The organism is Actinokineospora baliensis (genome assembly GCF_016907695.1).
Taxonomy (GTDB): domain Bacteria; phylum Actinomycetota; class Actinomycetes; order Mycobacteriales; family Pseudonocardiaceae; genus Actinokineospora; species Actinokineospora baliensis.
The window spans coordinates 1,544,459-1,562,019 of the sequence record NZ_JAFBCK010000001.1 but is presented as its reverse complement, the minus strand read 5'-3'; the positions used below and the strand labels follow the sequence as shown (position 1 = coordinate 1,562,019).

The 17,561-nt window shown below is 64.9% G+C and carries 21 protein-coding genes; 5 read left to right on the top strand and 16 right to left on the bottom strand.

Annotated elements, in window-relative coordinates:
- Nucleotides 1–32 precede the first annotated feature (32 nt).
- The 9 genes from JOD54_RS07315 to JOD54_RS07275 all read right to left on the bottom strand — a co-directional run bounded on the left by JOD54_RS07315 (nt 33) and on the right by JOD54_RS07275 (nt 6,577).
- Nucleotides 33–671: a hypothetical protein gene (locus JOD54_RS07315; RefSeq protein WP_204449806.1), complete on the bottom strand. Its 639-nt coding sequence runs from the start codon at nt 669–671 to the stop codon at nt 33–35.
- Nucleotides 672–766: 95 nt separating this feature from the next.
- Nucleotides 767–1,336 (bottom strand): hypothetical protein, encoded by a 570-nt coding sequence (locus tag JOD54_RS07310; RefSeq protein ID WP_204449805.1) that lies wholly within the window; start codon nt 1,334–1,336, stop codon nt 767–769.
- A 153-nt stretch (nt 1,337–1,489) separates the two neighbouring features.
- Nucleotides 1,490–2,287, bottom strand: a complete 798-nt coding sequence (locus JOD54_RS07305) for a DUF2786 domain-containing protein (protein WP_204449804.1) — start codon at nt 2,285–2,287, stop codon at nt 1,490–1,492.
- 170 nt (nt 2,288–2,457) lie between these two features.
- Nucleotides 2,458–2,823, bottom strand: a complete 366-nt coding sequence (locus JOD54_RS07300; protein WP_204449803.1) for a hypothetical protein — start codon at nt 2,821–2,823, stop codon at nt 2,458–2,460.
- A 259-nt stretch (nt 2,824–3,082) separates the two neighbouring features.
- Nucleotides 3,083–3,955 carry a hypothetical protein gene (locus tag JOD54_RS07295; protein ID WP_204449802.1) on the bottom strand — a complete coding sequence of 291 codons (873 nt, stop codon included), beginning with the start codon at nt 3,953–3,955 and terminating at the stop codon, nt 3,083–3,085.
- Nucleotides 3,952–4,500 carry a zinc finger domain-containing protein gene (locus JOD54_RS07290; RefSeq protein ID WP_204449801.1) on the bottom strand — a complete coding sequence of 183 codons (549 nt, stop codon included), beginning with the start codon at nt 4,498–4,500 and terminating at the stop codon, nt 3,952–3,954. Before JOD54_RS07290 ends, JOD54_RS07295 begins: the two co-directional genes overlap by 4 nt.
- Entirely contained in the window at nt 4,497–5,540 is a 1,044-nt protein-coding gene (locus JOD54_RS07285; RefSeq protein WP_204449800.1) for a hypothetical protein, read from the bottom strand. The genes JOD54_RS07290 and JOD54_RS07285 overlap by 4 nt, the downstream gene beginning before the upstream one ends.
- A 237-nt stretch (nt 5,541–5,777) precedes the next feature.
- On the bottom strand, nt 5,778–6,191 hold the full coding sequence (locus tag JOD54_RS07280; protein ID WP_204449799.1) for a hypothetical protein: 414 nt from the start codon (nt 6,189–6,191) through the stop codon (nt 5,778–5,780).
- 41 nt (nt 6,192–6,232) lie between these two features.
- On the bottom strand, nt 6,233–6,577 hold the full coding sequence (locus tag JOD54_RS07275) for a hypothetical protein (protein WP_204449798.1): 345 nt from the start codon (nt 6,575–6,577) through the stop codon (nt 6,233–6,235).
- Between the two features lie 501 nt (nt 6,578–7,078).
- On the opposite strand from JOD54_RS07275, the gene JOD54_RS07270 reads away from it, so the two are divergent.
- Both JOD54_RS07270 and JOD54_RS07265 read left to right on the top strand, forming a co-directional pair.
- Nucleotides 7,079–7,516, top strand: a complete 438-nt coding sequence (locus JOD54_RS07270) for a hypothetical protein (RefSeq protein ID WP_204449797.1) — start codon at nt 7,079–7,081, stop codon at nt 7,514–7,516.
- Between the two features lie 163 nt (nt 7,517–7,679).
- Nucleotides 7,680–7,973 (top strand): hypothetical protein, encoded by a 294-nt coding sequence (locus tag JOD54_RS07265; RefSeq protein ID WP_204449796.1) that lies wholly within the window; start codon nt 7,680–7,682, stop codon nt 7,971–7,973.
- Nucleotides 7,974–8,955: 982 nt separating this feature from the next.
- On the opposite strand, the gene JOD54_RS07260 is transcribed toward JOD54_RS07265, so the two are convergent.
- From JOD54_RS07260 to JOD54_RS07240, 5 genes are all read right to left on the bottom strand, one after another.
- Nucleotides 8,956–9,981 (bottom strand): glycosyltransferase family protein, encoded by a 1,026-nt coding sequence (locus JOD54_RS07260; protein WP_204449795.1) that lies wholly within the window; start codon nt 9,979–9,981, stop codon nt 8,956–8,958.
- Entirely contained in the window at nt 9,982–11,271 is a 1,290-nt protein-coding gene (gene serS / locus JOD54_RS07255; protein ID WP_204449794.1) for a serine--tRNA ligase, read from the bottom strand. It lies immediately after the preceding gene.
- Between the two features lie 39 nt (nt 11,272–11,310).
- Nucleotides 11,311–11,949, bottom strand: coding sequence for a histidine phosphatase family protein (locus JOD54_RS35955; protein ID WP_204449793.1), 639 nt, complete (start codon nt 11,947–11,949; stop codon nt 11,311–11,313).
- 4 nt (nt 11,950–11,953) lie between these two features.
- Nucleotides 11,954–12,772 (bottom strand): aminoglycoside phosphotransferase family protein, encoded by an 819-nt coding sequence (locus tag JOD54_RS07245; protein WP_204449792.1) that lies wholly within the window; start codon nt 12,770–12,772, stop codon nt 11,954–11,956.
- 101 nt (nt 12,773–12,873) lie between these two features.
- Nucleotides 12,874–14,127 (bottom strand): methionine adenosyltransferase, encoded by a 1,254-nt coding sequence (locus JOD54_RS07240; RefSeq protein WP_204449791.1) that lies wholly within the window; start codon nt 14,125–14,127, stop codon nt 12,874–12,876.
- Nucleotides 14,128–14,731: 604 nt separating this feature from the next.
- Here JOD54_RS07240 and JOD54_RS07235 point away from each other — a divergent pair.
- Nucleotides 14,732–15,583 (top strand): helix-turn-helix domain-containing protein, encoded by an 852-nt coding sequence (locus JOD54_RS07235; RefSeq protein WP_204449790.1) that lies wholly within the window; start codon nt 14,732–14,734, stop codon nt 15,581–15,583.
- Nucleotides 15,584–15,616: 33 nt separating this feature from the next.
- Complete coding sequence (locus JOD54_RS07230) at nt 15,617–15,799, top strand: DUF397 domain-containing protein (RefSeq protein ID WP_204456131.1); 183 nt, start codon at nt 15,617–15,619, stop codon at nt 15,797–15,799.
- A 384-nt stretch (nt 15,800–16,183) separates the two neighbouring features.
- Here JOD54_RS07230 and JOD54_RS07225 read toward each other — a convergent pair whose 3' ends face one another.
- Complete coding sequence (locus JOD54_RS07225; RefSeq protein ID WP_204449789.1) at nt 16,184–16,690, bottom strand: DUF6817 domain-containing protein; 507 nt, start codon at nt 16,688–16,690, stop codon at nt 16,184–16,186.
- A 103-nt stretch (nt 16,691–16,793) separates the two neighbouring features.
- On the opposite strand from JOD54_RS07225, the gene JOD54_RS07220 reads away from it, so the two are divergent.
- The gene (locus JOD54_RS07220; RefSeq protein ID WP_204449788.1) at nt 16,794–17,066 is read left to right on the top strand and encodes a hypothetical protein; all 273 of its coding nucleotides are present in this window, start codon (nt 16,794–16,796) and stop codon (nt 17,064–17,066) included.
- Between the two features lie 8 nt (nt 17,067–17,074).
- Here JOD54_RS07220 and JOD54_RS07215 read toward each other — a convergent pair whose 3' ends face one another.
- On the bottom strand, nt 17,075–17,491 hold the full coding sequence (locus JOD54_RS07215; RefSeq protein ID WP_204449787.1) for a GtrA family protein: 417 nt from the start codon (nt 17,489–17,491) through the stop codon (nt 17,075–17,077).
- Nucleotides 17,492–17,561 lie beyond the last annotated feature (70 nt).

Below are 17,561 nucleotides of genomic sequence, written 5' to 3'. Positions count from 1 at the left end.
CGGTCGGGGGTCGGGGCGGCGTTGCCGTCAGGTCAGTCGGTGACCACAAGTGTCAGTCCACGAATGTCGCTCAACGGGACCCCGGCGCTGCGGAGCTGTTGGGCGATCTGGGTACCGACGGACATGTAGTTCAGCTCGGCGATGTAGTCGTCAACCCAGGCGGCCAGGCGCTCGCCGAACGGGGCGGGCTTGCCGTCGACGGTGAGGCCGGTCACCACGCAGGGGCCGTGCACGGTGGGGATGTCGGCGCCGTCGTCGAACGCGCGCCGGACTCGCGCCGTGTCCCTGTCGCTGGCGGCGTAGGCGCCGATGACCACGTCTCGTGCCAGCTTCGTGATCGTGTGCATCGCGGGGACGTTCAACCTCACGCTCGCATCGTCCACACCGCGCCAGATGCCGACCCCGGGCAGCAGGTCCAGCGGGGCCACCGTCGTCTGTCCGACCGCGTTCCTGATCCGGTCCATGGCGTTGTCCTCGGTCAACGCCATTCGCGTGATGAGCCCGTGGGGACCGCCGATGACCACAGCGGCGAACCGGCCGGACAGGTCGCTGCCCTCCGGGCGGCCCGTCGACCAGGTCGCGGTGTCCGGTGACGGGTCGACCGGCTGGCCGAACAGGTCGCTGATCCGCTCCAGCAGGCGGGCCAGCTCGGGGGGAAGGGTGTCGTTCACAGGTGTTCCTTTCGTTCTCGCAACGGGTTGCGGGCAGCACGCGCCGTGCGCCCCCAGGGCGCGCCCCGGCTCTGTCGAGCCGGGGCGCGGGTCTGTTATTCGCTCCGGATGGTTATCGAGGCGATCGAGCGGACGGGAATCTCGTTGTCTCGCAGGAAACCAGCGAACTGGTGGCCGGCGCGTAGTTGGTCCATCACCTCTTGGATGGGCTCGAACCAGTCCCAGAACACCGCAGGCAAAGGAGCCAGAACGCGTTCGTCCAGGCCCATTCCGGTGATCACGCAGGGGCCGTGTAGCGCGGGCACGCCGGGTCCAGCGAATCGGTCCACGGCCGCCAGTCGGGACTCCTCGGTGTCCGGGTAGAGGCCGACGGCGATATCCGACAGCATCCGTCCCAGCACGTAGTTCGCAGTCGGGGAGCGGTCGAAGTGATCCGCGCTGTCTTTGCCGACCCAGAACCCGATGGTGTCGTTGACCTGTAGGCAGGTCGCGGCCGGGTCGGCGACCATGGTCAGCATGTGCAAGAACAGCGTGCCGGGCTCCATGACGACCGATGAGCAGATGTCACCGTCGATCACGATCGCGTCGTAGGTGTCGGGGGGCAGCGGGACCCGCATCGGCGGGAGCGGTAGGGCCAGATCGAACGTCCGGTCGCGCGTGGACATCGTTTGCCTTTCTCTGCAACGGGTTTCCGTCCGGTAGTGGGGTTCCGTCCCATCTCCCGAACATCACTAACTCTATCGGCAATGAATGGAGGCTGGAAGGTGATCCACGACGCGAGCGGGGTGTCCCGACCTGAGTCGGGACACCCCGGTCACCTAGCCGATCACCTTGGCGCCCTTGGTCTTGACCTTGGTCTGGCCCGTGTCGGCCAGTCGGCCGTCGCGGACACCGGCGGCGTTTCCGGCGGCGTTCTTCTTGTCAGCGGGCAGGAGCTTGGTCTGCGGGAACTTTCGGGCGAACTCGGCCTTGACCCGGTCCTCGTCCCTGACCAGGATCATCGCCTTGGGGTCCTCCTTCATCTCCTCCACGATGTCCTGGCGGGTGTCGCTGATCTTCTGGGCCACGCCCTTGCCGTAACCCTCCAGGTAGGACCGGAAGTAGGTCCTGCGCTCGATGTTCTTGTTGGCGGCCGTGTCGATCCTGGGGCCGATCTCGGTCATGTGCTTCTTGGTGGCCTTGGCGCCGGAGTTCTCCGCCTGCAACAGGATCGAGGGCAGGAGCATCTTCAGACTCTCGATGGTCGAGGCGGCGCCGACCACGGTCACCAGCCGGTCCTCGCCGTTCATCTTGTTGTTGATGTGCACGGCCTTGCAGCCGGTCGCCTCGGCGACGGCCCAGTACAGCGCGGACCGCGCCTTGCCGTGCCACCCCTGGCCGCTCACGGTGAAGTCGACCGTCGAGATCGGCTCCGGCCTGGCGCCCTTGTCGTCGCGGGCCGCCGCGGCGTCCAGGTTGTACCGGGCCATCAGCTCGGCGGCCTTCGCGGCGAGCTCCTGCGCCTCGGCGGGGAACTCGGTGCTCTCGGCCTTGGCCAGGAGGCCGGCCACCTTCTGCTTGATCTTGGCCTTCTGCTCCCGTGTCGTCTCGGTGGCAGGCTTGTCGTTGGTGGTCATTGGAGATCCTTTCGTTTCAGCGCAACGGTTCTGCGTCAGGTCCGGGGTTCCATCCCGTCCCTCTGACATCACTAACTCTATCGGTAATGCAAGGAATGGTTCTACTGAAAGTGATCCACGACGCCACTCCAGGGTGGGGCGGGAGTGCGCACACTCCCGCCCCGGTCCACTCAGTCCTCCGAGGCCAGGTCTGTCAGTCGGTTGACCACCTCGTTCGCCCTCCACCTGTCGGTGAAGTAGGCGGGCATGGCGAACCATCCGGCTTGGACGCTGAACTCCGGGTACAGCTCCTGAAACTGCTGTCTGGCGATACCTGCCCGCTCCTCGATGGCAGGACAAGGCCGCATGTCGACCGCCACGAGGACGCATTCGCCGCAGTAGCACAGGTCGTCGCTGAACAGGGCGTCCACAATGGGCACCGAGACGTCGACTGGCGGGGATGTCGGGGGCTGCTCGGACCCCACGTGCCAGCGGTACACCGCCAGCACGTTCACCTCCTTGAAGTGGCCGATCCTGACCGGTTTGGGGAAGTCCATGATGTCTCTTTCTTGGTGGCGCAACGGTTTTCCTTCGTGTGGGGTGGGGTTCCATCCCGTCCCCCTTGCATCACTAACTCTATCGGTAATACATGGAGTGGTTCTACTGAAGGTGATCCACGACGCCACCTGGCGGCAGAAAGGGCCGCTCGCCTACACTGAGCGTGTCCTTTCTTTCGGTCTTCGTGGCCGAGCGCAACGGGACATCGCGGGGCCGGTGGTTCCAACCGCCTTCGGGTGGTCACCGGCCCCGCACCCCTCACACCGGGGCCGCCGGGGCGTGTCTGCGCCGCCAGGACGCGAGCGCGTCCGTCCGCGCGAACACGGGCCGGGCCCTGCTGCCGTGGTTGGCCCACTGGTCCTCGTGGCGCCAGCGACGCAGGGTTCCGGTCGGGGTGGCCAGCCACACCGACAGGGACGCGAAGTCCGATACCGGTGTGCCCAGCTCGCCCCCGAGTTCGTCCCAGCGTTCACGCGGCCAGCTCGTGCGGCAGCGACGGCACCGGATCCGTTCCACCGACAGCCGGGCCCTCAGCGGCGCTCCGCAGGTGACTGTGCGTCCGGTGTCCTGGTCGACAACCAGGGTCGGACACGCTCCGACGGGGATGGTGCGTTCCTGGAGGCCGAGCGCGGTACGGAGCTGGTGCGCCAGCTCGTCCACCTCCTGGCCCAGGTCGCCGATCCAGTACTGGCGGGTCATCCAGTCCATCCACCGGACCAACAGCGCGACCTCGCCCGACACCGTGGCCGGTCCGGTGCGCGGGTCCTGGCCGGTGTCGGCGCGGACGTTGTCCGCCCAGCTCGACAGCACCGCCAGCACGGAGTGCGGGTCCCCGTCCTCGACGGCGTGGGTGCGCTGGTCGGTCAGCACGATCACGCTGTCGCGGGCGGGCGATCGGGAGCCATGACCGGGTGCGCCGCGCGCCGCAGACCCACCGCGGCCCGGGACCACGGCGTCGTCGACGAGCGCGTAGTGCTCGACCAGCTCGGTCAGCGTGGCGCGCAACCGGTCGGCGCACAGGTCGCAGGTGCGGTACCCGTGCTGGGCGGGGAACGGCTCCCCGCTCGGCGCCACGCAGCCGAGCAGACAAGGGGTCGACGCGTAGATGTCCAGTTCGTCGGTATCGGTCACCGGATCACCTCCCGTGGGTGTTCGGGTCGGGCCTGGGCGGTGGCCAGTCGGGACCGGTGCACGCGCGTGGCCTGGTCCCGGCGGTCGCGGATGCCGACGGTCAGGCACATCACGTCGGCGGGTACCTCGCACCCTGGTTCGGGGCACGGGACCCGCAGCGCGGTGTGCTCTTCGGGCAGTCGGGTCCAGCCGGTCTCGGCGTAGACCGCGGCCATGCCTCGCCGCGCGGCGGCGGCGCTGCGGGCCTGGTCGGCGGCGGGGTCGCGGGCCAGTCGTCGGCGCTGCGTCTCGGTTCGCTGGCGCGCGTCGCGGATGCGTCGGATGATCTGCGCCGGGGTGACGCTGTCCGGGCTGGTCTTGGAGTGGGCCAGGAGCGCGGCCTGACACTCCGCGCCGCTGTACTCGGCGAGTTGGTGCTGCCACCAGGTCAGCTCGGTGTCGCTGGGTGTTCGGGAGCGGAACGTCGCCATCATGGCCAGGAGGCCGGTGACCTCGGTGCGGGACATGAGCGGTGCGGCCTGGTTGGGCGCGGCGGCCTGGCTCATGCCACCGCCCCCATCGACAGCAGTGCGGCCAGCGCGGTGTCGTCGTCGGCGGTGCGCAGGATGCGGCCCAGGTCGGTGTCGTCCTGATCCTCGTGCGCGACGCGACGGGCTAGCTCCAGCGTGGCGACCAGAGGGTTGCCCGCGGCCCCGGCGGGGGTGGCGACCCGCATCGCCTCGCCGACCAACTCGGGCAGGAGACCGGCTCCGACGCGCCGCTGAGACCAGCGACGCAGGCCCGCGCCGACTCGGTCGGGAGCGATGCCCTCGGCCAACAGCGCGGCGGCTTCTGCCGCCAGCCGGTCGGTCACCCGACGCGGTTGGACCGGGACGTGGTCGGTGACCAGGCGGGCGGCCAGTTCCCGATCCGATCGTTTCGCGCGCGTGCGCCCAGAAGAAGAACGCAAGGTGACAGGGGAGGACTTCCCCTTCCCCCTACCCCCTTCCCCCAGAGGGCGCGCGGCACCCTTCCCCGCAGGGTCGGCCGATGGGTCGCCGACAGAGGCGGCCGCGTCGTCGGTGAGCTGGTCGCCGTCCTCCCCAGTGGCGCGGGCCGGACGGCGACGCGCGGGCTTGATCTCGATCGGCGGCACAGCGTCGCCGCGCTCGAGCGACGCGGCGATGATCGGCGGCGCGGCCCCGCAGACCTCCACCGGCAGACGGCGCAGCTCGGCTGCCAACGCCGCGCGCAGGATCGGCGACTCGATCGCATACGCCTGCCGGAGCGCGGCGGCGAGCACCTGCGGCTGCTTGGCGATGCCGTCGTTGCGGATCAGAGTCCGGATCAACACCTCTTCGGTGTCGTAGTCGACCAGGATCATGCGCGCGGCGGCCAGCTCGGCCAACGCCGCCCGGACCTCGACCACGTCGCGGTCGGGGTGGGCGCGCGCCCACCGCTTGGCCGCCAGGTCCAGCAACCCGGCATAGCTCAGCTTCTTCTGTGACAGAAGGTGGATGTAGACCAACTTCGCCAACGTGGACAGGGAAAGGAAGTCCTCGTCGTCCCAGATGGTGCAGTAGATGCGGGCGTGATCACGCGCCACGTGCGTTGCTCCTTGGAAAGTCTGTGGTGTGCGCCCGAAGGCCCAGGCGCGAACGGATGCGAAAAGCGGTGTAGGTCGACATCCGGGCGCGCCTGGCGATCTCGGTATCGGGCAGTCCTCGGGCGTGCAGCCACGCCACGACCAGCCCGCGGGCAGTCGTGGTCAGTTCCTCCGCGACCAGCTCGCCGTTGACACAGCGGCGAGCCGACTCAGCGTCGGTGTGACTGCGGGCCGGTATCACGTCCTGTCGGGGCCGTCCGGCCCCACATCGCCCAGCCGCGCGAACGGCAACAGCGGGTCCTCCCCGGGGATGCTCACGCGGTAGACCGGTTGCGGCTTGCCGCCGTTGCCTCCGGCCGTGTCGGTCGAACGGACCCAGCGGCCCGTGTGGACCAAGACCCCGGCGGCACTCATCCGCTGTACCGTCGCTCCGATCACCTGCGGTCGGATCCACGTCGGCAACAACGCGCGCCATCGGTTGGCGGTGGTCTCCCGCCACGGATCGCCCAACGCGTCGCACACGATCACCGTCGTGACCGCCTCGACATGGTCGGTGTTGCGCGGATCGAGTACCAGCAACGCCGCCACCGACGCGACCGGGTCACCCCCCGCCGGGGGGAGCGAGATCACGCGCCGCGCGATCTCGCCCACCAGCTCCCGAACGTCGAGCTCCCGGGATGCCGTAGTGGCCTTCACCGGTCGAGCAGCAGGAACCGGCGCACCTCGGTGATGTCGGACACTTCCGACACGATGTGCGGATACCGCTCCTTGAGCAGCTTCTGTGACACCGCGACCCGCAGCGTTTTCTTCCACGACACCACCGGAACGTTCCCGATCGTGCCGATCTCACCGTCCCCCAGGACGGCCTTGATCACCCGTTGCAGGTGCCGCTGCCGCGCGGCGAGCTTGTCCAGTCGCGGCGCGAGTCGTTCGAGTTGAGCGAACTCGTCCGCGATCCTGTCGAGCGGGACCAGCGACAGCGCGGAATCTGCGCCACTCGGGTCCGGTTCGGGCGTAGCCAAAGCTGTTGTGGACATGACGAAGCCGCCTCCCAGCGGCGCGACAAGACCTCAGAAGACATGCGAAAACCAGAGGTGCCAACGCGCCGAGTAGAACCGTCCACTCGGCACCGCGGATAACATCGCCAGCCAGCGCGACAACAGAGCCGCGCACACGCCGACGAACACGCGCGCTAATCGCCAGGACACAGCAAACCTCCCCCAGAGGCGAAACCCACCGACCGGAGGGTTGACAACCCATCCCGGCGGGCCTCTCCACAGTGGATCACCACAGGCCGCTCTGTCAAGAAGTTACGAACACAGAGAGAATCGGGGTAGTCCTACAGATACTTTGTGTGACCACACTGGCGTAGAGGGGACCGTCAAGCAGACCGCGCGAGGTCGTCCTACCGTGTTCGCTGTCGGCGTGAGCGCCCTCTACTCTGTGCGCCAGCGGTACGGAGTACGCGAGTGGTCTAAACCGGCAGATACCGGCAGGATCGGCCAGATCCGCCACGGGGGACACGAGGGGGACACACCTTGGCTGACGCCAAAGGCCAGGACGGCCTGAGCCATGTTGATGTGCTCATCGAGAAGTACCGCCACGGCCGCAGCATCGCGAAGATCGAGCGCGACGCGGGCCTCAAGGCGGGCGCACTGAGCGCCCACCTCAAGCCCAGCGCGCGCGGCAAGAGCACGAGCGTCGAGATCATCGACCGCTTCAAGAACGCTTTGGGGGCACCACTACTGGAGGTGTCCCAAGCCTTCTTCGCTGACGCCGGTGTCCAGCTCATCCCCGGATCGCCGCTCACTCCGCAGGCTGCGCTGCTCCTGCTGGCCTACTCCCGGCTCGGGGACGATCGACAGCGGATCGCTCTACGCCTAGTCGAAGCCCTCGCCGCCGACCAGGCCGACACGGAACGGCCGATCCCGGCCGACTCGATCGCTCCAGAGATCAGCGTCACGCCCAACACGTAGACCCAACGCCGTCCTTGGTGATCAAAGCTGAGATGGTGTGCCAGCGAGGCGGGAAACCGCTACGCTCGCCGCTCTCTCGCGGACAACGACGCCCGCGGAGCCCGCAAGGCGATACACCCGAAGCACAGCGCAACCTGGGGGGTTGTGCGCAAGGGAGACAGGCGTGTTGACAGACCTGATCAAGATCCGCGACGACCTCGGCTGTTCCGCCCACCTGGAGGAAGACCCCAACGGCGGGTACATCCTTCTCGCTGGACCCAAGGCCCCAGTCGGCGCCATCTACCAAGCCATCAACGACCTGCACCACCAGCGCGTGGAAGACGTCTGTGATGCCGACGACGAGCTCGACGACGGCGAGCGGCACGACCGGTGCGAGCGGCTCCGCAGCGCTGCCCAGGGCGGAGGCATTCCTACTCCCCGCAGTCGGGATGTCACCAACGGGCGTGAACAATGGTGACTCGGGCTACCGCTGTGCCCGAGCTAGGACGCCATCCTCAATCGCGGTGGAGAGGTTCGGCCATGGCGGTCCGGTGACGCCCACGGTGGTCCAGTACCGCCGTTGCGACCTCACGAGTCGTCCCAGTCCTGCGGCAGCCATTGCTGGCGGGATGCGATCGAGGACTCTCCGCAAGGCCCCACCGGGGCCCCGTCCGCTCGGGCGGATGCTGCTCATGGTCATCAACGTCGCGGTCCGGACAGCATCCAGAACGTCGGTAGACCACATGTCGGCATCCTCGCCGAACACTGTGTGAGCCCATTCCGACCCTGTAACTAGCCAGGACAGCCGCTCTAACCCGGAGCCGATATCTGTCGCCATGTGGTCTGGCGATGCCGTGTTCCAAAGCAGAACCGCATCACTCACGCCAATGCCGTCGCAGTCGCAAAATAGGGTCAATCCGCTCACTGGCCCGCGAGACCACGTCCGGAGCTCCCCACGGATTGTCAAGCGCCCAGCGTAGATGCCGAGTGCGCCCAGCGCGGAGATCCAGGCGTCAAGCAGTTCAACAAAGCGCTGGATACTTGCTACACGTTGAACGCAAGAGACATTGACGAATGCTGTCAGGAACCCGTCACGCAGGTGTCCTACGCTGTCCCGGTCCCCGGTGAAACGCACTACCGGTTGCGGAATGAACCCCTCTCGATAGACCCACGGCTGCGCATCCTTTAGCCATGGGTCGAGTCCCTGAATCGCCGAGATCAAGACATCCGTATCTCTACCCCACTTGAGTGGGAGAAGCGGGGCGCCAGCGATACCGAATCGAGCAAACTCGGCACTAATCAAAGTCAGCATTCGTCCGGTCGGAATGGCTGCCCGCGGAACGACTACGGGACCGGCGGGCTGGCGATGGCGCATGGAGAGTTCGACACCCTCTAGTCTGATATCCCACCGCTCGCCAAACTTGCTCGCGATGGCGTCGGCTAGCCTGAGAGGGGTCTCGTCAGAAACCATCGTGCCCAACGAGATTCAAGTAGTGGCGTTCCGGGTCGAACCTGTCGAGGCCGATTACCTGAGTGTCGCGACTATCCAGATGCTCGGCCGCAATGATCGTTTCTGCCAACTGTTCTACGACTTCTTGTTCTGACAGATCGGCGACATTGGCGATCCTGCCGGTGTTCTCGCAGAGCGCCACCTCCGCACATGTGCCAGCTCGCCAAGCCAGCGCGGCCACCGGAGTGCCCGATCGGAGGGATTCTCCGAACACCGCCGCACCCGCCTCCACATACTCCGCGGCGCACGTGTAGACCATTAATTGGGCCTGCCGTATTTGGTCGAGCTTGGCGGCGCCACTGACTTCTCCGACGTACTCAACGTTCGGTGCGTCCAGATATTGCCGGTAAGCGCGCGCATAGCCCTCATCGAGCACAGGGCCAATCAGTCGAATCGAACGTCCAAGCAGCCTTGCTGCCTGTATCGCCAGATGAGGTGACTTCTGATAGTCAATGCGGCCCAGCCAGACAAGATCTCGCCCCTTCATGGCTTGGGGCGGGATCTCCTCATTCCATCCAAACTGAACGCTGAGCGCCTGCGTGGGGTGGTGCTTTGCGTATCGCAGCATCATTTCTGGGGAGTAGCAGAACAAGCGCGACCTAACTCCATCGAAAGCCGCATCCTCATGACGGAAGTCCGGGTCATGCTGGAACGTGACAACTCGGCAACCGAGTAGGTCTGAAATGTGCCGCCACGGCCGCCTCGATGGATACTCGTGGCCCACGATCAGCACGTCCAACGCAAGGTTCTGGAGGGTCCGGAACTGTTCACTTTCGGGTCGCAAGTCTTCAAGTCTTAGGGGTATGCGCTTAAACGCGAGCGGCAATTCGCGGCGCCAGGCGGGGCCGACGAGAAATATCTCGTCGCCCGCCTGATGCCCGCCGAAAGCCGCCGCCCACAGCCACCGTTCTATCCCACCGTAACCATATGGTGGGAACGCGTAGTCGGATGGAAAGTCACAGACGCCTATCCGCATTTATCCCGTTGTCCCGTCCGGATTGATCTTCGTGTAACCCAGATATTGCCCCAAGGAACTCGGCAGTACCACAGAACCGTCCGCCTGTTGCCCTTGTTCCAGTAGCGCAACGATCGTCCTTCCGATTGGAAGGCCAGAACCGTTAAGGGTTGCCGGAATACCCTTCTTTCCGTCCTTGGTCTTGGTGCGAATCCCAGCCCGGCGAGCTTGATAGGTAGAGCAATCGGAACAACTCGAAATCTCGCGGTAAGTATTCTGGCTTGGGACCCAGACCTCGATGTCGTAGGTGAACTGGGAAGCAAAGCTGATATCACCGGCGGCGAGTGCTACCACTCTGTAGGCAAGACCGAGTTCGCGAAGACACGCTTCTGCGTGACCGACCATCGCCTCTAGCTCTTGAGATGACTGGTCTGGATCGCAGAAGCGCACCATCTCGACTTTGGAGAACTGATGCTGCCTGATGAGGCCGCGGGTATCGCGGCCGTAGGAGCCCGCCTCCGATCGGAAGCATGGCGTCCATGCCGTGTACGCAAGCGGGAGGCTCTCGAATGGGAGAATCTCGTTTGCGTGCAGATTGGTTAGAGGAACCTCGGCGGTGGGCGTGAGGAACAATTCACGGTCGCCGACCCCAGTCTTGAAAAGATCCTCTTCGAACTTGGGGAGCTGTCCGGTTCCTGTCAACGACTCTCGGTTCAGCAATGCGGGCAGGGAGAACTCGGTGTACCCATGGCGCTTTGTGTGTATCGAGAGGAAGAGTTGAGCGACTGCGCGCTCCAACTCTGCCCCAACTCCCTTAATCACCGTAAATCGAGGGCCCGACAGCTTGACGCCCCTGGCGAAATCGAAAATTCCGAATCGTTCGCCTAGGTCAACGTGGTCCAATGGCGGGAAGTCAAACGCCTGTGGCGTCCCCCAGGTTCGCACCTCCACTGCGAACTCGTCCGAGTTGCCATCTGGGCATCGGTCCTCGGGCAGGTTCGGCACGTCCAGGAGGAACCCGTGAAGGTCTTCCTCGACTTGGCGGTGCTCTCGCTCGCCGTCTGCGATCGCCACCTTGAGTGCACGTGCCCGTTCCACCAGAGCCGTGGTGTCCTCGCGGCGGCTGGCCGCGGCTTTGACCTCTTGGGCGACCTTCTTGGCGTCCCCACGCTCCTGATCGAGCTGCTGGATCAGGGCGCTTCGCCGCTGGACGAGCTCGCTCAGCCGGGCAAGATCGAGCTGGAAGCCCCTCCTGGCCAGCTTGCGAACGGCATCCGTCGAGGGATCGAGCAACACACGTGGGTCATGCATCAGGCGCATCCTTGTGATGTGGGCTTCGAGGCGTACAGACTATCCGGCCACGTCACGTGGGGTTTGCATCCCGCCACTGGCGGCGACGGACTGATCAAGTTCTGCGACTAGTAGCCCCAGGAGAGATCCAAGTTCGTCGTCCTCGAACACCAGCGGGGAGGCATACGGTGCTTCCGGCAGGGCCCGCCTGGTGCCGAACACCGGGCCTCCAGACCGGGCGGCGGTCAGGATCGAGACCATCAGGCCATGCCCCACGATGAGACGTGGACCCGGTAGTGCAAGCGCAGCGCGAAGGCCGCCGACCAACCGAGCTGCCGCCTCGTTCAGTGACTCCCGCGCCCCTGGCGGCCTAGCCAGACAGCCGTTCGCGTCGAGCCAAGCACCGTAGGTCATCCACGGGCCGTTCTCGAAGGCTCCATAGTCGATCTCATCTAGAGAACATTCGGTGCAGCGCCAAGCGTGTGTTTGACCAAGAATTAGATCGGCACTCTCGATTGCTCGTTCAAACTGACTCGTCACGCATGTCTCAATGGATGAAGTCCAGGGCTCGCTTGCAACGCTCCGACATTGTCTTTGGCCTGTGTCGTCTAGCGAGATCGACCTTGTCGGGTCACCATTGACGATGTACCGAGCACTTAGCGCAGTGCGACCGTGTCGGACTATGAATGATCTGGTCATGTTGTTAGACCCACCCTCCACATGCCGCCACCATGGGATGGTCAAGCATCAGGAGGAGCGCCCTTGCTGATTCATGATCCCCGACGTCGATGTAGTACAAGGCTCCGTCGATAGCGATCGTGATTACCCACTGTAGCGTCTCCTCGAACAGGTCGGGAGTGTTCTGTTCGCACAGCGAAACTCGCAATTCGAAGCCTTCGAACCTATCGTAGTAGATGGCCCAGAAAGCCCAATCAAACGCGGGAGTACCCATCAAGGCGTGAGGGTCAATAAAGACTGCTTCTCTCCTGTTATTGAAAAGGATGTTCTCCTGATAGAGGTCGGCGTGAAGCATCTTCAAGTCGAATTGGGATTGGCCGAACGACTGCGCAAGGGCTAGGGCTGTGTCCACGCGATGCGCCCCGACAAGGTGGGCAAGCCGACTGGAACGCCTGACCATCCGTGGAACGACCACCGTCGAGTAATAGTCAGTTAGCGTTGGAACGGATCGGCTGGCCTGGGCGGTGTGGCGGTGAAGCTCCGGCAAGGCCCGTGCAACGCGAGACGTGTGATCGGGCGGACGATTCACGCCTCCTGCTCGGCCGCCGACGAGACCGATGATGAGGATCTGAGCGTCTTCGTCTGCGTCGAGGAGAACGGCGGTACCCCTCCCGCCCCAATGGCGGAGCGCAGTTAGCTCGCGCTCGAACCTGTTGCGGTCAGGCAGTGCCTTTAGCGCGACCCGACGGTGCCCGGCGATCTCTCCGATGGCAACGATCGAGGTCCAACCCGAGTCGTGGTAGCCGACGATATGTATTCCCTGGCGTTCAGCGATGGCCTGCATCCTCGGCTCCACGCTGAGCGTCCAGTCTTCTATATTGGGACCGTAGTGTTCCCCGAGTCGCGCTAGAGCGCCACTTGGTATCTGTGCCGTAAGTTTGGACTTCACACGAACCGCAACTCGCCGTGGATGATCTCCTGTGTCAGCCCGGGAAAGTCTCCAAGAACGCTATCGGCAATCTGGCGCACCGCGGTCTCATCTACTGCGGTACCGGAGGTACGAACGATCATCTGCCATGGCTTCGCCAACGGCTGTCCGGTAGCGCTCACGAGGTGCACTTCGGCATAACAGCCATACCGCCTGTGGATGCGCTGAGCAATGCGCTGTGCGGCGACGTTATACACCTTGCCTACGTGGTACACGGGATTCTTGCCGTTGACGGCCTCCAGGTTCTGCGGCCGGAAGGGGGCGATCATGCCGTTGATACGGTTACCCCGACCGACAACGCCCTCATCTCCCGATTCGATCGAACTACCGGTGTACGTCAGGTAAATCTCATCCCGGTCCGGGATATCCCTTGCGTTCAAGCTGAAAGAGGTCTTCAGGTCGGGCAGTTCGATCGCTGCCAGGCGGTGGCATTCGGCAAGAATGTCTTCGGAGTTGGCGAGATACTCGGCTCGGCTCGCGACGTGCTCGGACTTCTGCGGGACACACAGAACCACGTTGGCTTCGTCGTCATGGGCAACGGCCATCACCTTGACGTCTGACCCGCACCATGGCCGCTCGCCGCGAAAAGCGCCGGGGCCAGATAGAGTATCGGTCAGAAGCTTAACGAATCGTTCAATCGGCGCCTCCGGCGCGAACCCGCTGCCGATTGACGTGTCGTTCGATATCAGTTGGCGCTTCTCGCGCAACTGTTCGACCGAACTTGGCGAGAACCACGATACTCGCTCGGGCGATCCGTCGCCGTTGTGGACAGCTCCTGGGCTGGAGTTGGTCGTGATGTTCAGTTCTATCTGAAGGTGGTCGCCTACATCAGGCAGGCGCTTTGCGAAGAACGACCGGACCGTCTCTGTGACCAGTTCGTCCACCGGCACCTGTTCCTGGCCGCACCTTCGAGTTGCGCGCCCGTTCACGAGGACACGCACCGGGTCGATCATCTGACCGCCGCCATAGGCGACCTCGGACAGTCCGCCCAGCAGAGCGAGTTTGTCGAAGTTGTGGTGCAGAATCGCCCCGAACTCGTCCTGAGTCCAGCGACTGTACGCGCGCGACAACTCTTCCGCTAAGGCATCCGCCAGAGTGTCAGGATGCCCATACCCTTTCCGCTCGATCAGGTGGAGCTCTTGGGGCTCCGGATGGTTGCTGACAAAAATCAGCCGTGAACCAGCAACTGCTCCGACAGGTTTGATGGCCAAGGTGATACACCTTCTTGTAGAGAGGCGGAAAGAAGAGTTCTATTGGTGCGCGATTTATTCGAGGTGGTGACGAAAGCGAGACTGAGTCGATTCGCTATCGTCCCTGTAGTGCTTTTGGAGGAACTCGTTAACCACGACGTCAACAGCGCCCACTCGCGACCAGTTCGCTCCCGGACTTTCCAGTGGGGAACGTGCGTCAAATTGGTTCGGGAACCGCGTTGCGATCGTAAGTCTCTCGGCGGTGATTACCACTGCATCCAAGAACTCGTCATCAGTGGCAAATCGTGAGAGATGGAGCCCGCCGATCTGACTGTTCGGCAGCGGGATCGGACGTACTAAGAAACCGAGAGATCGCAGTCGTTGTACCTGTTCAACCAGTCCACCCATGTTGCCCCCAGCGGCATGTGGCGTTGCTTGCGCGCTACTCGACGCCGGACTGTCGACGGTGGGGACACCGCCCCACCAGCGCAACCTACGCGGCTTACCCTAAGCGGCTTAGGTACGACGCTCAAATACGCCATCTGGGTGAGAGGCTTGCGGGGTGCGGCTAGGCTTGCGCCGGGCGGCCCGCCCAGACGACTATCCAGCCAGCAAGGAGGGCCAGATGCCGGTGCGTAGCGACCCGACTGTCCGCAAGCGGAGGCTGGGCCGGGAGCTGCGGCGACACCGTGAACTAGCTGGCAAAACACACCTAGAGGTATCGAAGGTGCTTGGATGCTCCGACGCGAAGATCAGCTACATGGAGGCGGGCCGCTACAAGATCCAGTGGCGAGATGTCCGAGACATGCTCGCCTTCTGCGGGGTCGACGATCCCTCAGTGGTGGAGCCCCTTGTGCAGATGGCCAGGGAGTCCGGGGAGAAGAGTTGGTGGCAGCCCTATGAGGACACCATGCTCGACAACTTCGGCACCTACGTCGGGCTTGAAGGTGAGGCGCAGGTTCAGCACCACTTCGAGTTGCATGTGATCCCTGGGCTCCTCCAGACGGCTGACTACGCACGCGCACTGGCGAAGGTCGGCACGCGAGTGAAGCCAGACGCTGTCGATCGCGTAGTGGACCTGCGGTTGGCCCGCCAACAGCGGCTGGACGAGCCTGACCCGCTCGAACTCAGGTTGGTGATCGACGAAGAGGCGCTGCGACGACCCATCGGCGGCCAGGCCGTCTTGTCGCGGCAGTTGCAGCACCTGCTTGCGATGAACGAGCGCCAGCACGTCCATGTTCAGGTGCTTCCTACCGCGGTCGGAGCCCACGCTGGACTTGGCGGATCGTTCACGATCCTCGAGTTCCCGGACGATCCGGCCGTGGTCTACATGGAGCACAAGCGGGGGTGCCTGTATCTCGAACACCCCGATGACGTCGCGGCGTATACCATGACACTCGACAGGCTACGTGCGGATTCATTGACGAGCACCCAGTCAGCGGAGCTGATCCGCCGTGCCATTGAGGCTTTGTCTTGACCGAGAGAGTGCGCTGACGTGACACCGTTCGACATGCATCGCCCGACCTGGCGCAAGAGCAGTTTCAGTGTGGAGAACGGGCAGTGTGTTGAGCTGGCCGCCCTAACTGACGGCCTGGCGATCAGGGACTCCAAGAACCCCACCGGCGGTGCACTCAGGTTCCCCGCCTCGTCGTGGCGCGCTGCGCGCGCGGCAATCGCTGTCACGTCGGGATAGCACGAACCTCTGCGTCCCGCGCAGCCACGCCAGAGTCCAGGCGTAGACCATGTCGTCGCCCAATGGTCGACCCCTGGTGATCCCCGTCACCCCCAAGAGACGCAAGTTGACTCCACCCCATCGAGCAGATGGCACCAGCGACTTCCGAGTGTCCAGTGGTTGGGTTGGGTGGGCTGGCTCGGTGGGTTGGGTTGGGTGGGCTGGCTTCCGAGGAGCGGTGGTCGACCAGGTGGGCTGGCTCGGCGGGCTGGGGTGGCACCAGCGGCTTCCGAGTGTCCGGTGGCTGGTGATGCTGTCGGAGTCGGGTGGTTGGGCTGGCGGGGTTGGCTCGGTGGGCTGGGTTGGGCGGGCGGAGTCGGGTGGTTGCTTTGGGTGAGCTAGGGCCTATAGGCGTTCTAGGGCTTCTACGGCGGGGAGGCTGGCGTAGGCGGACCAGGAGCCGAGTCTTAGGCGGAGGTCGGCGGCGTGGCGGCGGCGTAGGAGGGGGCTTTGGGTCATTACGTCGAGTTCGTTGGCGTAGGTGAGTTCGACGATGTCTCGGAGTAGGCCGCTGTCTACTTGGGTGGAGGTGCCGGTGAAGCGGTCTCTTACTACGCCGGTGAGGAGGCGGGGGTAGCTGAAGGCGCGGTCTAGGGCGCAGTAGGCGTAAACAATCGCCTCGGCTTCTACTCCTAAGAGGTCCACCAGAGTGGGGCGTTCGTGGGGGGACAGTAGGGCGTGGGGGAAGCCGTCGGTGCCGTAGGCGGCGTGGGCTAGGCCTGCGGTCTGCAGGGCGGGGCGGGCACCCCAGGCGGCTAGGGCGTCGCGGGTCCGGGCGAGGTGGGCGAGCAGCGTGCCGCCGGGGTGGGGCAGTTCGCCTGCGCCTCGGGCGGCCAGGAACTCCTCGATCATGTTCGCGAGGCTACGCGCCCCCACCAGCCCTGTCCGCTGTGAGCGGATCCGCTCGCGGCGAACTTCCCTTGCCCGCCAACGGTTCCCGTGGTGTGGTGGCCGCATGAGCGAACAGCGGCACGCCCTCTTCCTGCACCTGTCCAGCGGCGGGGAACCCCTGATCTTCTCGCTGTCGGAGCGCAGCGCCAAGAGCCTGGGCCCCCGGCTGCCCGTCCTGATGGCCTCCGGCGGTGTCGACACCCCGGAGTTGGCCGATGGGACGTCGGCGGCGATCAACTTCGGGCACGTGGCCAGTGCGCACCTGGACTCGTTGCCCGCGCACGTGCGGGTCTACGGCACCCCGAGCAACCGCACCCACGGGTTCGGCGCGAACTAGAGCGCGAACTAGCGGCGGAACACGACAGTCCTCAGCAGCACGAAGTTGATCGTGGTGCCGACCCCTTGGGCGACCACCCAGGCCAGCGCGAACTCCCAGCGGAAGGTCGGCAGCACGGCCAGCATCAGGGCGTTGGTGCCGACGTTGACGAAGAACGTCACCGTGTAGAGCAGGGCGAAGCCGCCCGCTTGGCCGACGCCGCGGTCGGCGGCGTCGGTGAAGGTGAAGCGCTTGTTGAGGAAGTACGCCGTGGTGGTGCCGAGGATGAAGCTGATCGCCTTCGCCAGGTGCACCCACAGGCCCGCGTGCAGCAGCAGCCAGTACGCCCCGGAGTCCACCAGCGCGCAGAACCCGCCGACCAGCACGAACCGGGTGAGCTGCTGGACCAACCCCACCCGCTGGACCTCGCCCCGCGTGTCAGACATCTCGCCCCGCCTGTGTTGGGCCCCCGAGCCGGGACAAGTCTAGGAGCGGCCGCGCACCCGGCTACCCTGG